At 69.1% G+C, this 23798-nt stretch carries 19 protein-coding genes and 1 pseudogene; 10 read left to right on the plus strand and 10 right to left on the minus strand.

Annotated elements, in window-relative coordinates:
- Positions 1-66: 66 nt before the first annotated feature.
- From OHS16_RS28625 to OHS16_RS28635, 3 genes are all read right to left on the minus strand, one after another.
- A complete protein-coding gene (locus tag OHS16_RS28625) occupies positions 67-672 on the minus strand; it encodes an Rv1733c family protein (RefSeq protein WP_328540134.1) in 606 nt (201 codons plus the stop codon).
- Positions 673-809: 137 nt separating this feature from the next.
- Complete coding sequence (locus OHS16_RS28630; RefSeq protein WP_328540135.1) at positions 810-1643, minus strand: MOSC domain-containing protein; 834 nt, start codon at positions 1641-1643, stop codon at positions 810-812.
- Positions 1644-1686: 43 nt separating this feature from the next.
- On the minus strand, positions 1687-2136 hold the full coding sequence (locus OHS16_RS28635; protein ID WP_328540136.1) for a DUF6643 family protein: 450 nt from the start codon (positions 2134-2136) through the stop codon (positions 1687-1689).
- Positions 2137-2419: 283 nt separating this feature from the next.
- On the opposite strand from OHS16_RS28635, the gene OHS16_RS28640 reads away from it, so the two are divergent.
- The gene (locus OHS16_RS28640) at positions 2420-3691 is read left to right on the plus strand and encodes a TerD family protein (protein ID WP_328540137.1); all 1272 of its coding nucleotides are present in this window, start codon (positions 2420-2422) and stop codon (positions 3689-3691) included.
- Between the two features lie 9 nt (positions 3692-3700).
- On the opposite strand, the gene OHS16_RS28645 is transcribed toward OHS16_RS28640, so the two are convergent.
- Positions 3701-4891 (minus strand): glycosyltransferase, encoded by a 1191-nt coding sequence (locus tag OHS16_RS28645; protein WP_328540138.1) that lies wholly within the window; start codon positions 4889-4891, stop codon positions 3701-3703.
- 58 nt (positions 4892-4949) lie between these two features.
- On the opposite strand from OHS16_RS28645, the gene OHS16_RS28650 reads away from it, so the two are divergent.
- The 5 genes from OHS16_RS28650 (at position 4950) to OHS16_RS28670 (ending at position 10444) form a co-directional block, all read left to right on the plus strand.
- Positions 4950-5735 (plus strand): glutamate racemase, encoded by a 786-nt coding sequence (locus OHS16_RS28650; RefSeq protein WP_328540139.1) that lies wholly within the window; start codon positions 4950-4952, stop codon positions 5733-5735.
- A gap of 59 nt (positions 5736-5794) precedes the next feature.
- On the plus strand, positions 5795-6334 hold the full coding sequence (locus OHS16_RS28655; protein WP_328540140.1) for a hypothetical protein: 540 nt from the start codon (positions 5795-5797) through the stop codon (positions 6332-6334).
- Positions 6335-6394: 60 nt separating this feature from the next.
- The gene (gene lnt / locus OHS16_RS28660; RefSeq protein WP_328540141.1) at positions 6395-7993 is read left to right on the plus strand and encodes an apolipoprotein N-acyltransferase; all 1599 of its coding nucleotides are present in this window, start codon (positions 6395-6397) and stop codon (positions 7991-7993) included.
- A 19-nt stretch (positions 7994-8012) separates the two neighbouring features.
- On the plus strand, positions 8013-8492 hold the full coding sequence (locus tag OHS16_RS28665; RefSeq protein WP_328540142.1) for an NUDIX hydrolase: 480 nt from the start codon (positions 8013-8015) through the stop codon (positions 8490-8492).
- 245 nt (positions 8493-8737) lie between these two features.
- Entirely contained in the window at positions 8738-10444 is a 1707-nt protein-coding gene (locus tag OHS16_RS28670; RefSeq protein ID WP_328540143.1) for an MFS transporter, read from the plus strand.
- A 74-nt stretch (positions 10445-10518) separates the two neighbouring features.
- On the opposite strand, the gene OHS16_RS28675 is transcribed toward OHS16_RS28670, so the two are convergent.
- Both OHS16_RS28675 and OHS16_RS28680 read right to left on the minus strand, forming a co-directional pair.
- The gene (locus OHS16_RS28675) at positions 10519-11349 is read right to left on the minus strand and encodes a PaaX family transcriptional regulator (protein WP_443042804.1); all 831 of its coding nucleotides are present in this window, start codon (positions 11347-11349) and stop codon (positions 10519-10521) included.
- Between the two features lie 94 nt (positions 11350-11443).
- Positions 11444-12085 carry a class I SAM-dependent methyltransferase gene (locus tag OHS16_RS28680; protein WP_328540145.1) on the minus strand — a complete coding sequence of 214 codons (642 nt, stop codon included), beginning with the start codon at positions 12083-12085 and terminating at the stop codon, positions 11444-11446.
- Positions 12086-12236: 151 nt separating this feature from the next.
- Between OHS16_RS28680 and OHS16_RS28685 the strand changes: the two genes are divergently transcribed.
- On the plus strand, positions 12237-12857 hold the full coding sequence (locus OHS16_RS28685; RefSeq protein WP_328540146.1) for a helix-turn-helix domain-containing protein: 621 nt from the start codon (positions 12237-12239) through the stop codon (positions 12855-12857).
- Between the two features lie 6 nt (positions 12858-12863).
- Here the strand turns inward: OHS16_RS28685 and OHS16_RS28690 are convergent, their stop codons facing one another.
- On the minus strand, positions 12864-13508 hold the full coding sequence (locus OHS16_RS28690; RefSeq protein WP_328540147.1) for a maleylpyruvate isomerase N-terminal domain-containing protein: 645 nt from the start codon (positions 13506-13508) through the stop codon (positions 12864-12866).
- 68 nt (positions 13509-13576) lie between these two features.
- Here OHS16_RS28690 and OHS16_RS28695 point away from each other — a divergent pair, with 68 nt between their 5' ends.
- The 3 genes from OHS16_RS28695 (at position 13577) to OHS16_RS28705 (ending at position 18089) form a co-directional block, all read left to right on the plus strand.
- Positions 13577-14794 (plus strand): EfeM/EfeO family lipoprotein, encoded by a 1218-nt coding sequence (locus OHS16_RS28695; RefSeq protein ID WP_328540148.1) that lies wholly within the window; start codon positions 13577-13579, stop codon positions 14792-14794.
- On the plus strand, positions 14791-16095 hold the full coding sequence (gene efeB, locus OHS16_RS28700; RefSeq protein WP_328540149.1) for an iron uptake transporter deferrochelatase/peroxidase subunit: 1305 nt from the start codon (positions 14791-14793) through the stop codon (positions 16093-16095). Before OHS16_RS28695 ends, efeB begins: the two co-directional genes overlap by 4 nt.
- Positions 16096-16235: 140 nt before the next feature.
- Positions 16236-18089 carry a phospholipase C gene (locus OHS16_RS28705; protein ID WP_328540150.1) on the plus strand — a complete coding sequence of 618 codons (1854 nt, stop codon included), beginning with the start codon at positions 16236-16238 and terminating at the stop codon, positions 18087-18089.
- Between the two features lie 124 nt (positions 18090-18213).
- On the opposite strand, the gene OHS16_RS28710 is transcribed toward OHS16_RS28705, so the two are convergent.
- From OHS16_RS28710 to OHS16_RS28720, 3 genes and pseudogenes are all read right to left on the minus strand, one after another.
- Positions 18214-18993 (minus strand): hypothetical protein, encoded by a 780-nt coding sequence (locus tag OHS16_RS28710; RefSeq protein ID WP_328540151.1) that lies wholly within the window; start codon positions 18991-18993, stop codon positions 18214-18216.
- A 276-nt stretch (positions 18994-19269) separates the two neighbouring features.
- Positions 19270-21645 (minus strand): annotated as a pseudogene (locus tag OHS16_RS28715) (galactose-binding domain-containing protein).
- Between the two features lie 334 nt (positions 21646-21979).
- Positions 21980-23380 (minus strand): endo-1,4-beta-xylanase, encoded by a 1401-nt coding sequence (locus tag OHS16_RS28720; RefSeq protein WP_443042709.1) that lies wholly within the window; start codon positions 23378-23380, stop codon positions 21980-21982.
- Positions 23381-23798 lie beyond the last annotated feature (418 nt).

Genomic DNA, 23798 nt, shown 5'->3' on the forward strand with positions numbered 1-23798 from the left:
TGTGCCCGAAGGATCTCGCCCCACCGTAGCGCGCGCGGGACGCGGGAGTTGACGCAAGAGCCGGTCTCAGCTGCCGGTGCCCGTACGTCCCCAGTCAGGACCGGCTTCGGCCCAGTCGCGGTCGATACGGACGTACCGCCGCTGAACGAGCCGCCATACGACCAGCCGGCGCCCGGCGACGACGATTCCGGCTGCCGCAGCTGCCGCGCCGAATCCGGCGAGCACCGCATGGGCCCGGGTGGTGGCCGGGCCCATCGGCGGGGTGACGATCCTTCCGTGATCGTCCGTCCAGATGCGCAACCGGTCACCGGGGGAGTCGTGACGTCTGAAGGTGGAGAGTGCCCCGGTGTGTCTTCTGCCGTCCACGCCTGTCCAGTGAACGGCGGCCCGGCCACGGGGCGCCGCGTCGGCGGCCCCGTCGGGGTTCGGCACCGGGGACCGTCCCGGCAGCGCGCGGACGACGGTGGCGGTGGTCGGATGCCGGTGCCGGTGCTGGGCTTGCGCCAGATCGCGCAGCGTGCCGTCCGCGACCGTCCCGCAGAACCAGCCGACGACGGGGACGGCCAGCACGATCAGCAGGACCGCGACAAGAGCGACCCACGCCTCGGCGAGGTCGGTCCCACGGCGCAGGGGGTTGTGCCGCCAACGCCACACGCCGGAAGCCGTTCGCACGGTCCTGCACCCCCTTCCCTTCCGCGTCCGTCATTGCCCCACGGAGCCGCGGCCTGCGCGCGGGTGGAGCGAGGAGCGAGCAACGTCACCGCTTTCAACGCGTCTGCCGTATCTGTGAGTTCCCTGAGCGGCGGCTCTCATTCGAGGATATGCACCGGATCACCGACACGAATGACCCCGGTGCCTTCAGGGACGAGATTCTGGCCGAACAGCAATTCGCTCCGCACCCGGCGGTGGCGGGCCAGGGTACGCAGAGGTTCTCTGCCGCGCGCCGCGGTGCGCTGGTCGGTCGTGGTCACGACGCAGCGGCCGCAGGGTTTGGCCACCCGGAACGGGACATCGCCCATGGCGATGCGGACCCAGCCGTCCTCAGCCCAGGCCGGCGCTCCTGCCACGACCACGCTCGGCCGGAAACGGTCCATCGGCAGCGGGCCCTCGTGCGGAAGGTCGCCCTGTGCGATGAGGGCATTGAGGGCGTCGAGCGAGGCGACAGAGGTGAGCAGCAGCGGATAGCCGTCGGCGAGACTGACCGTCTCACCCGGCTGTGCGTACTGCGGGTCGATCGCCCGGCGCTGAGCGGGGGCGTCGAGATGGACGAGGCGTACATCCGCGCCGAGATAGCCGCTGAACCAGGCGTCGGCGACGGGGCCGGCCGGCACGGCATCGATCTTGTCGCCGAAGAGCTGTACACCGATGGTGCTCACCGGTTCGGGCACCCGGACTCTCAGCGCCTCATGTCCTGGCGCGGTGAGCCGGACCTCCCCGTGGGGGAGCGGCTCCGCGCCGGCCAACGCCAGCCGTGGCTGCTGGCGTTGGGTGACGGCTGTCCCTTCCGCATCCACCACCATCCACCGGCGGTCGGCGGCCGGCCCCCAGGGCTCGGCGATCACCGAGTCCGGTGCATGGCCCGCTAGCGACTTGACCGGATAGACGTGGATCCCGTGCAGTACCGCACGACCGGCAGGAGACATGGAGGCCATCCTGCCATCCGGCCCGGACGCGCTTGGCGCCGACTCAGTATCCGCGCCCCTGGTACGGGCGGTTGTAGGGATCGTCGTACGGCGATGGCGCCGGCCTGGGCGCCGCGGGGCGCATCGTCTCGTACCCGGAGCCGCCGGCCGGGCGCTGCGGCTGCTGGTACTGCTGGGGTCCCGGATAGCCGCGGGGCGCCGAAGCCTGCTGCGGAATGTACGGACCCTGTGCGTGCTGCACCGGTACCGGCTGCGCCATGGTCTGCGGATAGCCATAGGCGGGAGCGTGCTGCGAGGGACCGGCCGGCAGCGCGGGCAGCGCGGAGGGCAGGGCCGGCAGATAGCTGTTACCGGTGTCATAAGCGGACGGGACTCGGATCGGAGCGATCTGAGGGGTGCCCCGCTCTGCGACGAGAGAATCGTAGATAGGGGTGTCCGGGAAGGACGGCGCGGAGTAGTAACCGCCGCCGTAGGTCGCGCGGGGGGACGTCATGGCACATAAGTAAAGCCCACGATGTGCTGATTGGGGAGACCGATAAGAGGGTTGTTTTGCGGGTTCGGTGTGACCACGGATCCCCAATGCGAGCGAACTTGGCAAAAACGGTCGTCAGATTGTGCCCGGATCGGGTACGGGCCTGCTCGCAGGGGGGTTACCGGCGGGTCGCCGACGCGCTGCCGGACGATCTTCCTGTGCCGTTCAGGAGCACACCGCGGCACCTGCGATTAGGTTGGCCACAGGGAAATCGTCGGCTTCACGGCGCCAGTTGGGGGCGAGCATGTCAATGCTTAAGGGAACCAATGTTCCGGTGACGGCTCAGGCCGTGCGGGTCGAATTGGGTTGGAGGCCGGGGCCGGGGGTGCCGGACGTCGATGCCTCGGCGCTGTTGCTGGCGTCGGGAAAGGTGCGGTCGGACGCGGACTTCGTCTTTTACAACCAGCCGGGGCACGCGTCGGGCGCCGTGCGCCACGAAGGGAAGAAGCAGGCCGGAGACCTGGTGACGGACACGCTCTGGGTGGATCTCGCCCGGGTGGAACCCGGCATCGAGCGGGTGGTCCTCGCCGCATCGGCCGACGGCGGCAGTTTCGGCCGGGTGCCGGGCCTCTACATCCGGCTGCTCGACGCACAGAGCGGCGCGGAGGTCGCCCGGTTCGACAGCCAGGACGCGACCGCGGAGACGGCCTTCCTGCTCGGCGAGCTCTACCGGCGCCAGGGCGCCTGGAAGTTCCGTGCGGTAGGGCAGGGGTACGACAGCGGTCTCGAAGGTCTGGCCACGGATTTCGGCATCAGCGTGGACGAGAGGCAGCAGCCGGCGCCCCCGGCGCCGCTCTCCCCCGCAGCACCTCCCGTGCCGCAGGCCGCGCCCGCGCCCCCGCCCCCTCCGGTTGCTCCGCCTGCCGCACCCGCGCCTGTACGGCTGAGCAAAGTCACCCTGACCAAGGAGGCGCCGAGGGTCTCGCTTGCCAAACAGGGCGGCACATCGGGTTCCATGCGGGTCAATCTGAACTGGGAAGTACGCAAGCAGTTCAAGGGCTGGGGGGCCAAACTCGGCCGGGCCGTGGCGATGCACGCCGATCTCGACCTGGACCTCTGTGCGCTGTACGAGCTGACGGACGGCCGCAAGGGCGTCGTCCAGGCACTCGGCAACGCATTCGGCTCGCTCAGCCGGCCGCCGTACATCCATCTCGACGGCGACGACCGCACCGGGTCCGTGTCGGCCGGTGAGAACCTCACGGTCAACCTCGACCAGAAGGAAAGGATCCGCAGGGTCCTGATCTTCGTGACCATCTACGAAGGCGCCAGGAGCTTCGCCGACCTGCACGCGACGGTCACTCTCCAGCCGCAGAACGGCGCGGCGATCGACTTCTCCCTCGACGAGTGCACCGTGCCGTCGACGGTCTGCGCGCTCGCCCTCATCACCAGCAACGGCGGCGATCTCGTCATCCAGCGCGAGGCCCGCTATCTGGTGCCCGCGAGGGGCGTCAGCCCGCAGCGCACCGTCGACCAGGCGTACGGCTGGGGCATGAACTGGACCCCGGGCAGGAAGTAGCGGGCGGCGTCAGCCGTCCTGTGCCGCCCGGGGGCCGGTGTCGGGCCCCGGGCGGGCGTAGGTGCGGCCCTTCCAGGCGGCGCCGCGCCCGCGGTAGTGCTGGACCGCCGAGTCGACCGTCATCAGCAGGTAGAGCAGCGCGATGAAGGGCAGCAGCGGTGCCAGCCACAGCGACTGCCGGTAGTAACCCAGCATCGGCAGGAACGTCCCCGCCATTACCAGCCAGGCGACGCCGCCTGCCCAGGCGGCCGGGGCGTCGTTCGACCGCAGCCCCGCCGCCAGTGCGGCGGGTGGCGCGAGATAGATCAGCGATAGCCCGAGAACGGTGCCCAGGAGCAGCAGGACGTTGTGACGCAACTGCGCATAGGCGCTGCGCGAGATCATCCGCCACAGATCGCCCAGCCCGGGATAGGGCCGCACACTGTCCACCCGCTCCGCGAGACCCAGCCAGATGTGCCCGCCGCTGCGCTGCACGGCCCTGGCCAGCGACACATCGTCGATCACCGACTGCCGGATCGACTCGGGGATACGCGCCCGCTCGGCGGCCTCGGTGCGCAGCAGTACACAGCCACCGGCTGCGGCCGCCGTCCTGGCGCCGGGCCGGTTGATCCAGCGGAACGGGTAGAGCTGAGCGAAGAAGTAGACGAACGCGGGCACCACCAGACGTTCCCAGAAGCTGGCCACCCGCAGACGGGCCATCTGCGACACCAGGTCGAGACCGGTCGACCTGGCGGCCGACACCAGTTCGCGCAGGCTGTCCGGCTCATGGGCGATATCGGCGTCCGTGAGCAGCAGATACTCCGGTTCGCGGACCCGGGCCAGACTGATGCCGTGCCGCAGTGCCCAGAGTTTTCCGGTCCACCCCGGGTCCGGCTCACCGGGGGACACGACGGTCAGCGGCAGTCCGCAGCCGCGTGCCGCCAGATCCCTCGCCAGTTGGCCTGTGCCGTCGGTGCTGCCGTCGTCGACCAGGAAGATCTCGGCGTCCCCGGGATAGTCCTGAGCCAGCAGCGAGGGAAGGCTCATCGGCAGGACCGCGGCCTCGTCCCTGGCCGGCACCACCACCGCGACAGAGGGCCAGGTGGCCGGCGTGGTGTGCGGTGGCAGCCGCTGATCCGTACGCCAGAAGAGGCCCTGCCCCAGCAGGAGCCACATCCATACGGCCAGCGATCCGGCAGCGGTCCAGGCAACGGCGCTCATCCGCCGAAGTCTGCCCCACCGCGGGTGGTTCGTAAGGGCTGTCGACTAAGGTGACCGGGTGAAGATCGCGCTCATGGACTCCGGAATCGGACTGCTCGCGGCGGCTGCCGCAGTGCGGAGGCTGCGGCCCGACGCGGATCTCGTCCTGTCGTCCGACCCCGACGGCATGCCCTGGGGCCCCCGGGCGCCCCACGATGTCGCCGCCCGCGCCCTGGCCGTGGCACGCGCCGCCGCTGTGCACCGGCCCGACGCCCTGATCATCGCCTGCAACACCGCGTCCGTACACGCGCTGCCCGCGCTCCGCGCAGAGCTGGAGCCGGAGATTCCGGTCATCGGTACGGTGCCCGCCATCAAGCCTGCCGCCGCGGCCGGCGGAACCGTCGCGATCTGGGCGACGCCGGCGACGACCGGCAGCCCTTACCAGCGCGGACTGATCCAGCAGTTCGCCGCCGGTGCGAACGTCACCGAGGTGCCCTGCCCGGGGCTCGCCGACGCCGTCCAGCACGCGGACGAGGATGCCATCGGCCGAACCATCACCGCGGCGGCCGCTCTCACTCCACCGGACGTAAGGGCAGTCGTACTCGGCTGCACCCACTACGAGCTGGTCACCGAGCGGATCGGCAGGGCCGTCCGGCAGCCGGGCGGCCCGGCGGTCGCCCTGTACGGTTCGGCGGATGCCGTGGCCGCGCAGGCGCTGCGCCGGGCAGGGGCAGGACCGGCGCCCGGGGCCCTCCCGAGCAGCCTGCTGACCGTGCTGCTCAGCGGACGCGAAGCGGCGTTGCCGGAAGCGGCGCTGAGCTACCCGGAGGGCCTTCTGCTCCAGGCGGTCAGTCCGGCGATGTGAGTCCGATTCCCGCCGTCGGCTCACTGCCCGGTGCGCGGATGGTGGGTAGGCTGCTTCGCATGAGGCACCGCATCGAGCCTGCCGCCCGGGTCTGGACCGGCCGTGCGACCAACCGTGCGCAGTGGCTGCTGTCGGCGGCCGGCGCCGCTTGCCTGGCGCTCGGCATCGAGCTCGCTGTGGATTCGGCGTGGACATCGGGCAGCGTGCCGTTGGTGATGGCGGTGGTCGGATGCGTGGCCGCCGGGCTGCTGATGCTCTACGGCACACTCGCCTTCGTCCATGTGGCCGTGGTCGTCGACGAGAACTGTTTCGAGGTGCGCTGCGGCTATGTGGGTCTGCCGCGCCGGAGGATTCTCCTCGACCATGTGGTGGGCGCCGAGTTCGCCCCGAAGGTGACCCCCCGGCAGTGGGGCGGCTGGGGCTATCGCTGGCGCCCCGAGAAGGGGATGGCTGTGGTGGTGCGCCGTGGCGAGGGCCTGGTCCTCACCCTCGGCGACGGCTTGAGCTTCACCGTCACCGTCGACGATGCCGAGGCCGGTGCGCGGATCATCCGGGAACGGCTGCGCCTCTCGCCCACCGGCAAGTCCTCCGGAGCCTGAACAGGACGGCGCAGGGGCCGGGCTCCCGCATTCCCGCCGCCCCGCCGTAGACTCCGCCAGGTGAGCGCCACCACCACCTCCCTCGACGAGCCGGACCAGCTCGCCCCGCAGCCCTCCAGCGCATCGCGCGGCCGCAGGCTGGCCCGTGCTCTGGCCAGACCCGCGGCGGCCGCACTGTCCGGCCTGCTGCTGTACGCGAGCTTCCCGCCGCGACCGCTGTGGTGGCTGGCGCCTTTCGCCTTCGCGATCCTCGGTGCCGCCCTGCACGGCCGCCGGGCGAGGACCGGGCTCGGCCTCGGGTATCTCGCGGGCCTGGGTTATCTGCTTCCGCTGCTGGTGTGGACGGGTGTCGAGGTGGGCCCCGGTCCCTGGCTGGGGCTCGTGGCGGTCGAGGCGCTGTTCGTCGCCGTCGCGGGCGCGGGGATCGCCTACGTCTCCCGGCTTCCGCTGGCGCCGTTGTGGGCGGCCGGCGCCTGGATCGCCGTCGAGGCGCTCCGCGCCCGGATGCCGTTCGGCGGATTTCCCTGGGGCAAGGTGGCCTTCGGCCAGCCCGATGGTGTGTTCCTGCCGCTGGCCGCCGTCGGTGGCACACCGCTGCTGGGCTTCGCCGTCGTTCTGTGCGGCTTCGGGCTGGCCGAAGCCGCACGGCGCTGGTCCGAGGTACGGCGGCTGCTCGACCGGCGGATCGCGTTCGCCGCCGTGCTGGCCCTCGCACCGGTCGTCGCCGGATTCGCGGCGCTGCCGCTGGTCGACAACAGCGCACAGGACGGGAGCACCACCGTCGCGCTGATCCAGGGCAATGTGCCCCGGATGGGACTCGACTTCGCCACCCAGCGCCGTGCGGTCCTCGACCATCACGTACGGGAGACGCTCAAGCTGGCCGCCGATGTCCGGGCGGGCCGCGCCAAGCAGCCCGATCTCGTGCTGTGGCCGGAGAACTCCTCCGACATCGACCCCTACCTCAACGCCGACGCCTACGACGCCATCGACAGGGCGGCGAAAGCGATCAAGGCACCCATCTCGGTCGGCGCCGTCGTCACGCCGCACAACGGCGCCGGTTCCCCGCTGAACCAGCAGATTCTGTGGGACCCGGTGAAGGGCCCGGTGGACACGTACAACAAGCGGCAGCTCCAGCCCTTCGGCGAGTACATGCCGTACCGCTCGTTCTTCCGGATCTTCAGCTCCGACGTGGACCTGGTACGCAAGGACTTCGTACCGGGCCACAAGGCGGCCGACTTCGACATGGCGGGGACCAGGGTAGGCCCTGTCACCTGCTACGAGGCCGCGTTCGACTGGGCGGTGCGGGACCAGGTGAAGGCCGGTGCGCAGATCATCTCCGTACCGAGCAACAACGCCACCTTCGACCGCAGCGAAATGACCTACCAGCAGCTCGCCATGTCGCGGGTGCGGGCCGTCGAGCACAGCAGGGCCGTGATGGTCCCGGTCACCACGGGCGTCAGCGCGGTCATCAGGCCCGATGGATCGATCGCGCAGAAGACCAGGATGTTCACCGCGGACGCCCTGGTCGCGAATGTCCCCAAACGTTCTTCGCAGACCCCGGCCACCCGCCTCGGCACGCTGCCCGAGTGGCTGCTCGTGGCACTCGCCGCGGCCGGCGTCGGCTGGGCGGTGACCCGCACCGTGAAGTCGCGCGGGTAGCGGCGATTAGGGTCTGACCATGGCTACTCCCGACTTCATCCGTGAGATCCGCGCGACCGCAGGCCACCAGCTTCTGCTGCTGCCCGGGGTGAGCGCCGTCGTCCTCGACGACGCGGGGCAGGTGTTGCTCGGCCGTCGGGCCGACACCGGGAAATGGTCGATCATCGGGGGCATCCCCGAACCGGGCGAACAGCCCGCGGACACAGCCGTCCGTGAGGTCTACGAGGAGACAGCCGTACGGTGCGTGCCGGAGCGGGTGATCCTCGTACAGGCGCTCAAGGAGATCGAGTACCCCAACGGCGACCACTGCCAGTTCATGGACATCAGCATGCTCTGCAGGGCGACCGGCGGCCGGGCGCGGGTCAACGACGACGAGTCCCTCGACGTGGGCTGGTTCGCTGTGGACGCACTTCCCGAGCTGGCGGAGTTCGCGCTGACCAGGATCAAGCAGGCGCTCGCCGTCGAACCCACCTGGTTCGCACCCGCGTCGACCCGGTGAAACCCGGTCCGGGCGCCTCCGCCCGGACGGCCGCGCCGCCGGCGCCTCCCTCCCGCTGAGCCGCGCGGGCCCGGTTCTCCGCCGCGCCCGGCGGCTCTTTCGCATCCCCTGCGGAAGACCTTGTCCTTCCTCTAGGCGTACCGACCAGTCGGTACTACTCTCTGGCCACACTCTCGGAGCCGGGCCGCCGTGCCCAGGCCGCCCCGATGCAGCGCACCCGGTTTCTGTGACGCCCAGGAGGTCGCATGTCCGTCGCCCCGACGCCCTTCGATGCCGAGAGGCCCGCACCGGACGTGCCGGCTGCCGGCTCCCGCGGCCCGCTCTCCCGGCTCTACCGCCGTGACCTGGCGGAGTACCCGCCGACCGGACGGCGGATGGGATATCTGGCGATCGTTGTCGTCACCACGGTCGTGCTCTATTACATGCTGTACATCCAGTACGCCGTGGCCACGTCGATCATCACGCACTTCCACATGACGTACCCGTACTTCATCTGGGTCTCGGTGATCGGCAACGCCATCGGGGCCTTCGCCTCCCTGCTCGCCGGTCTCGCCGACCGGTGGGGACGGGCGAATCTGGTGGTGTACGGGCTCCTGGTGGCCGCACTGCTGGTCTTCTTCGGGCTGCCGAACGCGTCGAGCAAGACCGCCTATCTGGTGCTCTTCGCACTCGTGAGCTTCATCGAGGGCATCGTTCTGGTGGCCACGCCGGCACTGATCAGGGACTTCTCACCGCAGCTCGGGCGTGCCACCGCGATGGGCTACTGGACGATGGGCCCGGTCGTGGGCAGCCTGGTGGTCACCACGGTCACCAGCAACACCCTCTCCTCGTCCAGCTGGCAGGACGAGCTGCGCTACTCGGCCGCCGCCGGGCTGGTCGTCTTCGTCGCGGCGTTCTTCGCACTGCGGGAGCTCTCGCCGGGGCTGCGGGATCAGATCATGGTGAGCCTGCGGGACCGTGCTCTGGTCGAGGCCCGCGCCAAGGGGATCGACCCGGAGTCGGTTCGGCGCGGGGAGTGGCGGCACATGCTCCGCCTGGACATCCTGGGTTCCGCCTTCGCCATCTCCGCGTTCCTGCTCCTGTATTTCGCGGCGGTCGGCAACTTCGTCGTCTACTTCGCCACCAACTACGGCTTCAGCGAGCAGCGCACCAACGGGCTGGCCAACTGGTACTGGGCGGCGAACGCCATCGCTCTGGTGCTGGTGGGGCTGCTCTCGGACCGGCTGAAAGTGCGTAAGCCCTTCATGATCGCAGGTGGTGTCGGCACCGTGGTGGCCACGGCGGTCTTCGCCACGCGCGCCACCCATGCGGGCACCGGTTACTACACCTTCGCCTGGTTGTTCATCGCTATCGGTGTGTTCAGCGGGATCGCCTACGCGCCATGGATGGCGAGCTTCACCGAGACGGTGGAGAAGCGCAATCCGGCGGCGACAGCGGCGGGGCTTGCGGTGTGGGGCTGGACCATCCGCATCGTGGTCGCCGTTTCGTCGGCCTGCATCCCGGCGGTTGTCACCTCCGTCACCCCTCTGGTGGAGCACGGCGCCCAGGTGACCGCGGCGCAGACCCAGGCAGGGCCCGCGCTGGCAGTGGTCCGGGCCCATCCGCAGCTCTTCGCGGAGATGGGCAAGTACACCCCCGCGACCATGCCGGCCGCCCTCGGAGCCCGCGCCGTCAAGGAGGTCGGCCCCGCGGACCTGGCCCTGGTGCAGAAGGCACAACCGCAGCTCAAGGTGTTGCAGGAGTACGGCCCGCGGGTGCAGAAGGCAGCCGAGGACGGGCCCGGTGAATGGCGCACCTGGTGGTGGATCTGTGTCGGCGGCCAAGTTCTCTTCCTGCCCTTCGTCTTCGTGATGGCGGGCCGGTGGAGCCCGAAGAAGGCACGCCAGGACGCCGAGGAACATCAGCTGGCGGTCGACCGCGAGATGGCGGCTCTGGCCTCTGCCGAGGTCTGACCGGCAGCCCATCCGGCTCCGCCGTGCCGCGCAGCAGCTGCGCGGCACGGCGGAGCCGTTGCCCGCGCGGCCGGTCAGCGGGCCAGACTCGTCGTCACGTAGTCACGGGCATCCGACTCCAGGCGGGTCTGCAGGGTGAAGAACAGATCCGCGGCCCGGATACCGATCCAGTCGGCAGGAAGCAGTTCCTGGGGCAGCCCGGGGTCGAGATAGGGAAGCTGCCGCCAGTCGGTCAGCACACGGACGTAGTCGACGAAGGCATCCCGGCCACCCCTCCCCGGGGGCCCTGGCGCGCGTTCCGGAACTGCGGCGTGTTTCTGCACGAACTCGCCGTAGTGCAGTTCCAGCCGGCCGAGGTCCCACCACTGCCCGACCTTGTCCCCGAGGTTCTGGAAGGCCAGATGGTCGGCGCGGAACAGATCCGCGTAGCCGTCCAGCTCCAGACGGCGCAGCATCTCGGCCGTGGTGTCGTAGAGATGGGCGGGAGCGATATGGACGCCCGAAGAGGCCGTACCGAACCCGAGCCGGGCCAGCCGGGAACGCAGCAGGTGCCGCTTACTGCGTTCCGACTCCGGTACGGAGAACACGGCCAGCAGCCAGCCGTCGGCAAGGGTCGCCCGCTGCCGCCGGAAGATCCGGTGGTCTCCCTCCCGCAGCACCGCGATGCCCTCGTCGGAGAGCGCGTAGCCCGCCGCGCCGTCCCGTCGTTCGGCCTGCAGGATGCCCCGCCGTTTGAGCCGGGAGATGGAGGACCGCACGGCGGGTGCGTCGATGCCCAGATCCGACAGCAGGCTGATCAGGGACGCCACGGAGAGCCATCCGCCCTCGGTCCTGGAGTACAGGCCGTACACCGTCACGATGAACTGACGAGGCTGCGCGGAAGCCGGGTGCGCCTCCCCCTTCATGGGGTCGTCTGCTTCTGCCGCGATCGTCACATCAACAGGATATCTCCCGCTCCGGGGGGTTCGTGGCTCCGCGGGGGAGGCCCCACGCCGCCGCTCAGCCGGCCGTACGCCGGATCTTGACCGTGTTGTCGGTCCGGGTGGCGGGCTCTCCGTCCGGGCCGTTCTGGATCCGCTCGTGCTCCTCGCTGACCAGTACCTCCCAGTCGCCGTGCGGGAGTTCGAGTGAGTCCAGGACTTCGCCGGGCGTGGGCAGAGGGGCCTCCTGATCCGATTCGCCCGCCCACGGGGGCCGGCCGGCATGTCCGACGATCAGCAGCACCCCGCCGGGGGCAACGGCCTGTACGGCCTCTCGCAGGATCCGTTCGCGCGGCATGTCACCGTGCGAGTGGAGGAACTGCGCGGACACGAGGTCGAAGACGCCGGCCGGGAATCCGGCGCCGAGATCGTGCTGCTGGAAGTCGATCAGGCCGGAAACGCCGGCAGCCGCGGCGTGCTCGGCCGCACGGCCCAGGGCCACCCGTGAGATGTCGGTGGCCGTGACGGTCCAGCCCCGCCGGGCGAGCCAGATCGCATCCGCCCCTTCGCCGCATCCCAGGTCCAGGGCGGTGCCCGGCTTGAGCTCCGTTGTCTCGCGGACCAGGGCGGCATTGGGGTCTCCGCTCCAGATCCGTTCGCTCTCGCGGTAGCGGGCGTCCCAGAGGTCGGCTTCGGAGGCGGAGACGCTGTCGTCGGTCATCGGTGTGCCCTCTCTGGTGTCCTCATGGCAGGTGTCCTGCTGCCGGTGATCCTCACACCGGTCAGCATCGACAGGACCTGCATCCTCCGCGGATGCTCGTCCGCCGTCCCCTCACTTGACAAATATTCTTGCCGGTACGGCAAATGGAGGCATGGCGGACAACGACTTCGCGCAGGTGCTGACGGCTGTGGGTCCCCGGTTGCGTGCCCTGCGCCGGCAGCGGGGCACCACGCTGGCCCAGCTCAGCGCGGCGACCGGGATCTCACTCAGCACGCTGTCGCGCCTGGAGTCCGGGCAGCGCAGACCTACCCTGGAGCTTCTGCTGCCACTGGCGAAGGTGCACGGTGTCCCGCTCGGCGAACTCGTGGACGCACCGGAGACGGGCGACCCCCGGGTACACCCGCGCCCCTTCAGCCGTCACGGCATGACCATCATCCCGCTGACCCGTCATCTCGGCGGGCTGAGCGCCTACAAGCAGGTGCTCCCTCCGGGGAAAGGTGCCACCGGGGAGCTGGAGCAGCGGGTGCACGAGGGGTACGACTGGCTCTATGTGCTCTCGGGCAGGCTCCGACTGGTCCTCGGCGCACACGATCTCGTCCTCACCGCGGGTGAAGCGGCCGAGTTCGACACCCGCACCCCGCACGCCTTCGCCAACGCGGGCACCGAACCGGTCGAATTCCTCAGTCTGTTCGGAAAGCAGGGCGAACGAATACATGTGCGCGCCCGCCCCACGGCCGCCCGCCCCACGACCGGAGGGAACAGCACGGCCTGATCCGGGTCACTGCGGCCGGGGCGCTCCGTACCAGCGCCAGGTGTCCAGGCGTGGCCGGCCGGGCAGTTCACCGCGTCCGGTCGCCCACAGCAGGGTGGGCCAGGGCTCGGTGGATCGTGGTGCGTCGGGGAAGAGCCGCGCGAGAACCCGGGCGCACAGGCCGTCGGGTGCGGAGAACGCGAGCCCGAGGCCGTCGGCCAGATCGTGTGTGTGCACCAGGGTTTCGACGACTCCCATGGCCGCGAAGCCCTCCGGGTCCGAGACCCCGAAGCTGTGGTACGAGCGCACTGCTGCCGGTGTCGTACGCACCATCGCGACGAGCAGCGCACCGCTCGACTCCAGGACTTGCAACAGCCCGTCGGGGCCTGCCGCACGGTCCGCATGGACGGCGTTGGCCGGGCCACCGGGCCTGCGGCTCTCCCAGAGAAACGGCACTTCGGCATGCAACGGTGCGTTCTTGGGGCCGAGTTGGACAGCATAGGCGAAGAGATCGTCGCTCAGATGCTCGACGGTCTCCCAGCAGTCCCAGTCCAGTGAACCGGCCTTGCGGTCCCAGCCGGACGGCGGCGCAGCGCGCAGTGTGTCCACGGCGAGCCGGACGGCTCGGTCGAGGTCGTCCGCGGTGACGGGGGCGTCAATTGTTCGGGGCATGGGAGGAACCGTAACGCGGTCGGTCTACCATGACTCCCGCCCATGTGCCGCTGCGTCAGGAGGCCGGTGTGCCGGAACGGAGATTGCCAGGTCTTTCGGCGCGCGCAGTCACCGCGGGCGGCGGTGCGCTGGCTCTCGCGCTGACGCTGGCCGCCGTGGCCGCGGGTCTGCTGACCGCACCGCAGCAGCGCGCCGGAAGGACTGCGGACGGTATGCGGCACACCCGTGTCGTGGCCTCGGCCGGGGGCTGTGGAGCCGGCTGGGACGATCCCCGCCCCGGAACCCAGGTCTTCGATGTGCACAACACATCGAGCACCCCCGTCGAGGTGTACCTGAAGAACGTGCACAGCGGCGCCGTGTACGGCGAGGTGGAGGGGCTCGGCCCGGGCACAAGCCGCCCGCTGCGGGCCGACGTCGGTGGAGGCGCCTACGCGTTCGCCTGCTTCCCGGACGACGGCGTACCCGTCACCGGACAGACGGTACGGGTGAGCGGCGGTGCGCCCGGCAGCGGCGGTCCGGCGGCCGTTCCGGTGAGCGGGCACGATCTCATCCCTCCGACCCTGAGCTACCAGAAATGGGTGACCGGCCGGATGGGTGCCCTCGTCGACGCCACCGTGAGGCTCGGCGACGCGATCAGGTCGGACGACCCGGCGGGTGCACGCAGGGCATGGCTCTCCGCCCACCTGATGTACGAACGGATGGGCGCCGCGTACGGTGCGTTCGGTGACGCCGACGGGGCAATCAACGGGACCACCGCAGGCCTCCCCGGTGGTGTGCGGGACAAGGGTTTCACCGGGTTCCATCGCATCGAATACGGCCTGTGGCACGGCGTATCGCCGGCGGCGCTGCGCCCGTTCGCGGACCGGCTGGTCAAGGACGTACGCACGCTGCGCGCCGACTGGACCCGGGCCCGGATGGACCCCCTGGACCTCGGCCTGCGTGCGCACGAAATCCTGGAGAACACCGTGCAGTTCGAGCTGACCGGCCGCACCGACTACGGCAGCGGCAGCAACCTTGCGACCGCCCGCGCCAATCTCGACGGGACGCGTGTCGTGCTCGCCCGGCTGCGCCCCCTGCTCGCCGGCCGCTACCCGGAGCTGAAGCGGCTCGCCGGGGAACTGGACCGAACACAGCGCGTTCTCGACAGCCATCACCACAACGGGCGGTGGACGTCTCTCGGCAAGCTCAGCCGCCCGGATCGCGAGAAGGTGAACGCCGCGTTGGGCCGGCTGGTGGAACGGCTGGCGGACGTCGCCGCCCTCTGCGACGTACGGAGGTCGTCATGACCGACAGCACGGCGGCAGGAGAGGGCAGCGAGGGCGGGACCGCTGCCGCGGCGCCCGGGGAGGTACAACGGCGCGGTTTCCTGCGCCGCGCGGCCGCCGGTATCGGGGGGACGGTGGCCGCCGCCGGTCTGGTCGGTGCGGACCGCCGGGCCATCGGCGCCCCGGCCGGCCAGGCCGGGAACACCGCTACCGCCATGCCCTTCCACGGGGCACATCAGGCGGGTGTGCTTCCTGCGCCCCAGCGCAGCACCGCGTATGTCTCCTTCGACGTCACCGCCGGCGGCAGGGCCGAACTGGCGGAGCTGCTGCGTACGGTCACCGACCGGGCCCGTTCCCTGGTGCGGGGAGGCACACCGCCTCCGGCCGGCATCACCGCGCCACCCACCGACTCGGGGATTCTCGGCCCCCAGGTGCCCGCCGGCTCCCTCTCGGTCACCGCGGCGGTCGGCGCCTCGCTCTTCGACGACCGGTTCGGCCTGGCCGGCCGGAGACCACGACGGCTGACCACCATGAAGCCGTTCCCCGACGACGATCTGGACGGCGACTGGTGTCACGGGGATCTGAGTCTGCAGTTCTGTGCCGACAGCCAGGACCGGGTGCTGCACGCGCTGCGTGACATCGCCCGGCACACCCGGGGCGGACTTCAGGTCCGCTGGCGCATCGACGGATTCACCAGCCCGCCCCGCCCTTCGGGCACCCCGCGCAATCTGATGGGGTTCAAGGACGGCACCGCCAACCCCGATGTGCGTGACGCGCGCGAGATGGACCGGCTGGTGTGGGTGCGGGCGCACTCGGGGGAGCCGGCCTGGGCGACCGGCGGGAGCTATCAGGTGGTGCGGCTGATCCGGATGCTGGTGGAGTTCTGGGACCGGGTCTCGATCACGGAGCAGGAGCGGATGTTCGGCCGCAACCGGGAAACGGGGGCGCCGCTGGACGGCAACCGGGAAGGCGACATGCCCCACTACGCCCAGGACCCAAAGGGCGATGTGATCCCGCTCGACAGTCACATCAGGGCCGCCAATCCGCGTACCCCCGGGGCCGAGGAGCAGCGGCTGCTGCGGCGGGCGTACAACTACGACCGGGGAACGGACACCAACGGGAATCTCGACATGGGACTGCTCTTCTGCTGCTACCAGCAGGACCTGGCCAGGCAGTTCGAAACCGTGCAGAAGCGCCTGGCAGGTGAACCTCTGGTGGACTACGTCTCCCCGTTCGGCGGCGGCTACTTCTTCGCGCTGCCCGGTGTGCGAAACAGTGCCGACTGGCTGGGCCGGACACTTCTGGCGCCCGCAGAGGTGTGAAGAACCGCTGGGGATAGAGAGTTTTTGACGTCGGGTCACGCGCTCGGTGTTGACTTTCGTGCCATCGTGGTGCGGTCGAGCCGCCCTGAGTCACAGGCGCCTCATGGATGCACCCGGTCAGCACTGGAAGGTGGAACCGTATGGGCAGCACAGGCAGAAGAACGGCTGCGCGCCGCTTGGGGGCTCTGGCGGGGGCAGCCGCCCTCACCCTGCTGGGCGGGGCGGGGCCGGCATCGGCCGCGGCTCCTGGTGCACACCATCCCGGGAGCTCCACGGCCACGCCGGTCAAGCATCTGGTGGTGCTCTTCGACGAGAACATCTCGTTCGACCACTACTTCGCGACGTATCCCCGTGCCGCGAACACGGACGGCACCGGATTCACCGCCTCCCCGCACACCCCGCGAGGCATCGACAACCTGCGCACCGCGGGACTGCTCGACAAGAACCCCAATCAGTATCTGCCCAAGCGGCTCACCCCGGACCAGGCCATGACCTGCGACCAGAACCACTCGTACAGCCCTGAGCAGTACGCGTACAACGGGGGCCGGGCCGACAAGTTCGTCGAGTACACCGACTCGGGGAAGTGCTCGGGCAACCTGTTCGGCGAGCCCGGTCTGGTCATGGATTACTACGACGGCAACACCGTCACCGGCATGTGGAACTACGCCCAGCACTATGCCCTCAACGACAACTCGTTCGGCTCCGCGTACGGCCCGTCGACCCCCGGAGCGGTCGAGCTGGTCTCGGGCCAGACCCATGGGGTGGTCTCCACCGACCCCAAGTCATCCACCGAGAATCCCGTGCGGACGGACAAACCCGATCCCGCGGCGGTCGCTTCGCCCGACGCGCACGGCGTGGGCACCATGATCACCGACCCCGATCCGGCCTACGACGACTGCTCGGGCAACGACCACACCAGCCAGTCCTCCCTCGCCGAACTCGGCGGCAAGAACATCGGGGACCGGCTCAACGAGAAGAACGTGAGCTGGGGCTGGTTCCAGGGCGGCTTCCGGCCGAGCACCCCGTGGAGCGGCAAGCAGGGGGATCTCGCCAAGTGCGGCGGGACCACGCACGCCAACGTCGGCGGAGCGCAGGTCGTGGACTACAGCCCGCACCACAACCCCTTCGAGTACTACAGGTCGACCTCGAACCCGCACCACCTGGCTCCGAAGTCCGTCGGGGAGATCGGCCACGCAGGCCAGGCCAACCACAACTACGACCTGACGGACTTCGACGCGGCGCTGCGCTCGGGCAACCTTCCCTCGGTGAGCTTCCTGAAGGCACCCTCCTACCAGGACGGGCACGCCGGTTACTCGGATCCGCTCGACGAGCAGGACTTCCTGGTCGGACAGATCAACAAGATCCAGCAGGCCCCGCAGTGGAAGGACACGGCGATCGTCATCGCCTATGACGACTCCGACGGCTGGTACGACCATGTGTACGCCGAGCCGCAGAACGGCTCGACGGACACCACCGTGCAGTCGAACGGGAAGACCATGGATGCGCCGGCCTGCCAGGCGGGGCCCGAGGCCGCGGGCGGCTATGCCGATCGCTGCGGGCCCGGCGCACGGCAGCCGATGATGGTCATCTCCCCGTACGGCAAGGTCAACAGCATCGACCACACACGGACCGAGCAGACCTCGATCATCAGGTTCGTCGAGGAGAACTGGCGCACTCGCCGTATCGGGGACCACTCCTTCGATACCCGGGCCGGCTCGCTGACCCATATGCTCGACTTCAGGCACCCCAACAACAAGCAGGTGCTGCTGAACAAGGACGGGTCCGTCAGATCTGTCGGACCGATCCACCATGTGGCACCGGTCGCGACACGCATTGCCAACCCGCAGACGCAGAGAGCCGCGATGGAGGAACTCTCCGGGAGCGGGATCACCCAGCACGGTCCGATGCTCGCGATGGTGCTCGGGGCCGTGGTGGTCGGTGGCGCAGGCGTGGCACTGGGGGCCCGCCGCCGTTCCGGATCGGGCACCGGCTGAGTTCACGCTCGTGCGCTGCCCCGGTGGGCCGGAGCTCACCGGGGCAGCGCGCCGCGACCCGCTGGGCCGTGGGTGAGAAGGAGCGGCGTCCGCCCGGGGAGCAGCCGGGACTTCTCACACAGGTCTAGGCGGCGCCGACGGGGGCCGAACGGCGCCCCAGCGTCGAGAGATCAATCGTCCGGTCGGCCGGCGGGGTCTTCGTGGACACCGGTTTGCCGAAGTCGGTGAAGCGGACGGTGGCCAGTTCGGACGGACCCCGTACGGAGAGCTGCACAGGGTAGGGCTTGCCCTCCGTCGCCACGTACAGGGTCTCCGTACGGTGTCCGGCGACCCCGCTGACCGGGATGACGGAGACTCCGTGGATCTTGGTGGGCCGGCCCTTGGTGAGTGCGGGCCGTGTGGTGTGGGGGCTCCGGCTGGTCGCCTCGAGGAACGCGTCGAGATCGCAGACCTGCGCCATGCCTTTGAGTGGAGCCTTCTTCGCCGAGCCCTTGAGGTACTGACCTGCGAACATCGAGGCCGCGGCGTCACCGCCGGGTGTCTGGTGCTTCCAGAACGCCCGGTCCGGTTTGATCCAGACCGTCTGGCCCCGCTTGATGATCTCCACCGAGCCCTGTTTGCCCAGACCCACCGCGCCCCGGCAGTTCGCAGCGCGGTCGAGGGAGAGATCCATGGTGGTCGGGGTCCCCGATTGCCCCAGGTTGCCCCGAGTGCTGATGTGCAGCGATCCGGCTCCGAACAGTGCCTGGTGCGCCCGGCGGGAGATCTGGTCGGCGGAGAGGGAGCCGAGGCCGTTGTCCGCCGCGGCCGGATGGCCTGCCGCGAGCGAGCCGGCTGTCACGACGGTCAGGACGAAAGCGGCCGCGCATGCGGCCGATGGTGCTGCCCTGCGGTGTCCGGTCATCGTCGCCTCCCTTGGAAAATCCCAGGTCGAGGTGTGCGAGCCGTTCAGAAGGAGCCTACGCCCGCTGCCGCGGGGATGCACGGCGCGCTGCCGCGGGGATGCACGGCGCACAGCGGCCGCCGACGAGCGGTGCGAGGAGCGGCAGGGGTCCTGCTGCCCGTGACAGCAGGACAGCAGGACCCCCGGCGCGGCACACGTCGGCTGCTACGGCACTGGGTCGTGTGTGAGGAGTAGCGGTGCCCGCCAGGAGGGCAGCCAAGACATCTCACACATGGCCTAGCTGGTGTAGGCCTCCAGTTCGGAGAGCTGCGCGGCCGGCCAGCCGGTGTTCGCGGTGACGGTCACTCGCAGGTAGCGGGCCGATGTTCCGGACAGGGTGACGGTGGCGGTGTTACCGCTCGACGGATTGAAGGTGTAGTCCGCAGATGCCTTGAGCGTGCTGAACGAGGAGTTGTCGGTGCTCCCGGTAACACTCAGGGTCTGCGTACGGGTGGCCCACGCCGATGACGGCGGAAGCTTCAGGACCAGTCGCTTCACGGCCTTCGCCGCGCCCAGGTCCACGGTGATGCTCTGCGGGAAGGCGTGATTGGTGCTTTCCCAGTAGGTGTCGGCATTCCCGTCGACGGCCTTTGCCGCGTCGTAGACATCCGCGTGACCGGTCTCGGTGACGGCGTGGTCCTTGGCGATGTTGCCCGTGTCCGTGGGCGGCGTCGTTGGAGGGCTGGTGGGCGGGTCGGTCGGCGGGTCGGTCGGAGTGCCGCCGCCACCGCCCGGAACGCCGCCGTTGGTCCACACCGGGGTCGGCCAGGTGCCGGTGCACACGGGCGGGTTGGCGTACCAGCCGGAGTTGCCGGTGCCCTGGGTGATCACGAAGCCGGATCCTATGCAGTTGTGGATCGGGTTCGACTGTGCGATGTGGGTGGCGGTGACATTGGTGAACGACGCCGTGCCGGGCGCCTGGATCTGCAGCGCGTAGGTACCCGTGCCGTCAATCCTGACGTTCTTGAAGTGCAGCCCGTTGCTGGCCCCTTCGATCAGCATGATCGCGGCGTAGGAGCTGTCGAGGATCTCGCTGTCGGTGATGTTGATATTGCCGTTGATCGGTTCGTTGAGACCGCTGAACCAGATCGCTCCGACACCGAACTGCCAGTTGAAGTCGTTGTTCCCGGTACGGATGAGGGTGTTCCGCGCGGCGGTGGTGGTGCCGGAAACGGCCGTTCCCTGCCCGGAGTTGACTCCTGGATAGCGGTTGGCGATGTGCAGTCCGCCCCCGTTGGTGATGGTGTCCGCCATCACGTTGTCGGAGATGGTGATGTCCTTGCCGCCGTAGGTGACGATGTTGTTCGCCAGTATCGGCAGGATCACCGTGTTGAACGTGAATGTGTTGTTGACGTTCGGGACGCTCTCCGCCCACATGGCCAGACCGTCGTCACCTGTGTTGCGGACAAAGGTGTTGGTGACGGTGGAGTTGGTGACCCCCATGTGGAAATTGACGCCGTCCGCGGTCTGGTCGAGGATGCGGCTGTTCTTGATGGTGAAGTTGTCCATCGGTCCGTCCATCCAGGCACCGACCTTGGTGTGCTGCATCCACACGTCGTCGACCGTGGAGTTGGACAGTGCCCCGCCGATGGCGTTGACCTGGTCGTTGTCCTCGCGCTCACGGATGTCGCCCATGATGGCGAAGTCCTTGAGGGTGACACCACTGCTGCCGCCGGCGCTCGCGTACTTGCCGTACACCCCCACGGCCTTGCTGCGGTCGGAGGGATCACGGCCGGTCAGCACGCTGTACCAGGGGCCGGCGCCGGCCAGAGTCACCTTGTCGACGACGATATGGCTGCGGACCTGGAAGGTGCCCTGCGGTATGTAGACGGTCTTGCCCTGCGCCTTGCCCGCGTCGACGGCCGCCTGGATCTTGGCTGTCGAGTCCGCGGCTCCGGTCGGGTCGGCTCCGAAATCACTCACCACGTCCAGGGCGCCGGCCGGTTTGGCGATCGGCGCCGCCACCTGCTCGAAGTCGGCGAGGTCGATGGTGAAGGTCGGTGAAGCGGATGTCGACGAGACCTGCAGCCGGACCTTGGTGCCGGCCGGCAGGGTCGAGCCGAACATGGTGCGGGTTTCGTCGTAGAAGTGATGCGGGTTGGAGTCGCCCGGGTTGTTGTTGAAGGGGTAACCGCCTTAATACCAGCTGTACTTGGAGGTCACCGGGACACTCTTCAGCTGGTTGCCGTTCGCCTTCAGGTCGATGGCCGCGTCGCGCCCCTTGCCGTCCGATGTGTCGGGCAGCGAATACCGGAACGACATCGCGTTGGCGGGAGCGGTGAGCGTGAACTCGACGTACTCGCCGGTCGCGTCGAGTGTGACGGCCTGGCGTCCGGAAGCCTCCGACGGCAGATGTCCGTAGAGGCGGTCGGGGCCGATCAGTGTGCCGTTCGTGGCCGCGTATTCGGCCTCCTGTTCCTTGAACGGCACGGTCGCACCGCGCCCGGAGATTCCGACGGGAGAAGGAGCGGGCACCCCGGCCTGGGCGGCCGGGGCGCTGGAAGCGGTGGACAGCACGACCGCCGCGGCGGTCCCGGCCACAGAGAGTGCGAGTGATGCGGAGAGGGCGCGCCGGAGCAGGCGGCGTCTTGGTGGAGGAGGGGTCACAGACATACGTCCTTGCGGCTCGTGGGGGCTCTACGGACGCCAGAAGGCTAGAAGCGACACCGCAGGAAGTCTATGAGTCTGCGCAAAATTGGATGACTGTCATGCAAAATTGCGACGATGGCTGGGGATCGGATGGGTGTATATCGGTTGTGATTCATCAACTGGGCTTTCGCACAGGTGAGTTCAGGTCGCGGGCTCTGGCGGGTGGATGCGTCAGGTGTGCGATCCGTCGCTCCATGGGAAAGGCGCGGCGACCTTGGGTCGCCGCGCCGTGCGGGTGGGTGCCGGACTCCGTGGGTGCCTGGACTCCGTCAGCTCCGGAGTGCGCAGGTACGGGCGGTCAGGATGCGGTGCAGGACCCGACGGTGGGCACTGCTGGGCTCCCGTTCGTCATGACGGTGAACCCGAAGCTGGTCGACGCTCCGGTCGCCAGGCTTCCGTTGCCGTTGGGCTTCATCGTCATCACGTTGCCGCTGCTGTCCCAGCTGGGGGAGCCGCTCCAAGTGGTGGAGACCTTCTGCGGCGAGGCCAGCGTCACCTGCACCGCCCAGTCGCTGATCGCGGAGTTGCCGGCCGTGACCGTCACCTGCCCGTTGTAGCGATCGCTCCATGAGGCGGTCCTGGTGTACGTCGTGGTGCAGGTGGCGCCGGAGCCACCCGTCGAGCCGCCCCCGCCGGAACCCGAACCGGAGCCGCCGAGAGTGGAGAGCACTGTGGCATAGGCGGGCTTCTTGGCGTAGTTGCTGTCGAAGAGCAGCGGGGTGCCGCTGCTGCGCCAGGAGTACTTGTCGGTCACCCCCCAGACCGTCATCCCCGTACAGCGGGTGACATTGAGGCAGGCCGTGACGACGTTGCCGTAGCTGGTGGCCTGGGCCGAACCGGAGCCCTCGATGTCGAGTTCGGTGATCTGGACGTCGACGCCGAGGTCCGCGAAGCGCTGGAGGTTGGCGCGGTAGTCGCTCGGGACGGGGGACTGGCTGTTGAAGTGCGACTGGAAGCCGACACAGTCGATCGGTACACCCCGGGCCTTGAAGTCCTTGACCATGGCGTAGACGGCGTCGCTCTTCGCGTTGACGCCGTCGGTGTTGTAGTCGTTGTAACAGAGTTTGGCGCCGGAGTCGGCGGCCCGCGCGGTACGGAAGGCCTCCTCGATGTAGCCGTTGCCGAGCTTGTCCTGGAACGGCGAACTGCGCCGCGCCCCGCTGCTGCCGTCCTGGAACGCCTCGTTGACCACGTCCCAGGCGTAGATCTTGCCCTGGTAGTGCTGCATCACCTTGGTGATGTGGTTGTTCATTGCCGAGCGAAGATCGCCTGCGCTCAGGCCGCCGACCCAGCCGGGCAGCTGGGAGTACCACACCAGGGTGTGGCCGCGTACTTTCATGCCCTTGCCCTGCGCATGGCTGACGATCTGGTCGGCCGAACCGAAGTTGAAGGAGTTGCGGGTGCTTTCGACGGCGTCCCACTTCATCTCGTTCTCGGGGGTCACGGCATTGAACTCGGTGTCCAGCGTGGATGCGTACTGCGACTCACCGAGATGACCCGCTGCGACCGCGGAACCGAAGTACCGGCCCTTCGCCGCGGCGGAGGCGCCGAGTGTGCTCGCGGCGCTCGCCGGCGCGGAGAACGAGATCACTCCGGCTGCGGCGAGTATGCCGGTGGCGCCGATGACCAGCGCTTTCCGGGCGCGGCGTAATGCCCGGTGTCTCAAGGTCGCGTACTCGCGGGGGAAGTTGGTGTTCACTCTTCAGCCTCTTCTTCCGATCACCGGACGGAGCGGGATGGCCTGCGTCCGGACATGGTTGATGGACCGTTCGAGGTGCGTGTTCCATCCGCGGAGCGCGCGGGTTCGACGCAGCTCCGTGGCGATGAGTGAGCGGGGGAGCGAGGAGAGTATGCGTCGAATACGAGGCGTCGTCAACGACAGATTTCCGAAATATTTCGGAAAGGTCAATCGCTATGCGGTTTTATTTGGGATGCTTTGGTGTGAACTTGGCGGTTGCGCTCCGGAATTGGCTCGGAAGGGGAGAGTGTGTCGCGCGATATGCGCCGAAGAGGGAGCGAAATATTTCGAAGTACATACCGAAGCATCGAGAGTGACAGCAGCTGCCGGGAGGGAATTCGAGCCCCCCGGGACGCAACTGACCACGCCCTACTGCCTG

It is taken from the genome of Streptomyces sp. NBC_00344, from assembly GCF_036088315.1.
Lineage (GTDB): Bacteria > Actinomycetota > Actinomycetes > Streptomycetales > Streptomycetaceae > Streptomyces.

Bases quoted from the DNA above. Each gene is read 5' to 3' on its own strand.
- OHS16_RS28630 (WP_328540135.1), bottom strand. From the start codon at position 1,643: ATGTCTCCTGCCGGTCGTGCGGTACTGCACGGGATCCACGTCTATCCG.
- OHS16_RS28635 (WP_328540136.1), bottom strand. From the start codon at position 2,136: ATGACGTCCCCCCGCGCGACCTACGGCGGCGGTTACTACTCCGCGCCG.
- OHS16_RS28640 (WP_328540137.1), top strand. From the start codon at position 2,420: ATGTCAATGCTTAAGGGAACCAATGTTCCGGTGACGGCTCAGGCCGTG.
- OHS16_RS28645 (WP_328540138.1), bottom strand. From the start codon at position 4,891: ATGAGCGCCGTTGCCTGGACCGCTGCCGGATCGCTGGCCGTATGGATG.
- OHS16_RS28655 (WP_328540140.1), top strand. From the start codon at position 5,795: ATGAGGCACCGCATCGAGCCTGCCGCCCGGGTCTGGACCGGCCGTGCG.
- OHS16_RS28665 (WP_328540142.1), top strand. From the start codon at position 8,013: ATGGCTACTCCCGACTTCATCCGTGAGATCCGCGCGACCGCAGGCCAC.
- OHS16_RS28670 (WP_328540143.1), top strand. From the start codon at position 8,738: ATGTCCGTCGCCCCGACGCCCTTCGATGCCGAGAGGCCCGCACCGGAC.
- OHS16_RS28675 (WP_443042804.1), bottom strand. From the start codon at position 11,349: ATGAAGGGGGAGGCGCACCCGGCTTCCGCGCAGCCTCGTCAGTTCATC.
- OHS16_RS28680 (WP_328540145.1), bottom strand. From the start codon at position 12,085: ATGACCGACGACAGCGTCTCCGCCTCCGAAGCCGACCTCTGGGACGCC.
- OHS16_RS28685 (WP_328540146.1), top strand. From the start codon at position 12,237: ATGGCGGACAACGACTTCGCGCAGGTGCTGACGGCTGTGGGTCCCCGG.
- OHS16_RS28690 (WP_328540147.1), bottom strand. From the start codon at position 13,508: ATGCCCCGAACAATTGACGCCCCCGTCACCGCGGACGACCTCGACCGA.
- efeB (WP_328540149.1), top strand. From the start codon at position 14,791: ATGACCGACAGCACGGCGGCAGGAGAGGGCAGCGAGGGCGGGACCGCT.
- OHS16_RS28705 (WP_328540150.1), top strand. From the start codon at position 16,236: ATGGGCAGCACAGGCAGAAGAACGGCTGCGCGCCGCTTGGGGGCTCTG.
- OHS16_RS28710 (WP_328540151.1), bottom strand. From the start codon at position 18,993: ATGACCGGACACCGCAGGGCAGCACCATCGGCCGCATGCGCGGCCGCT.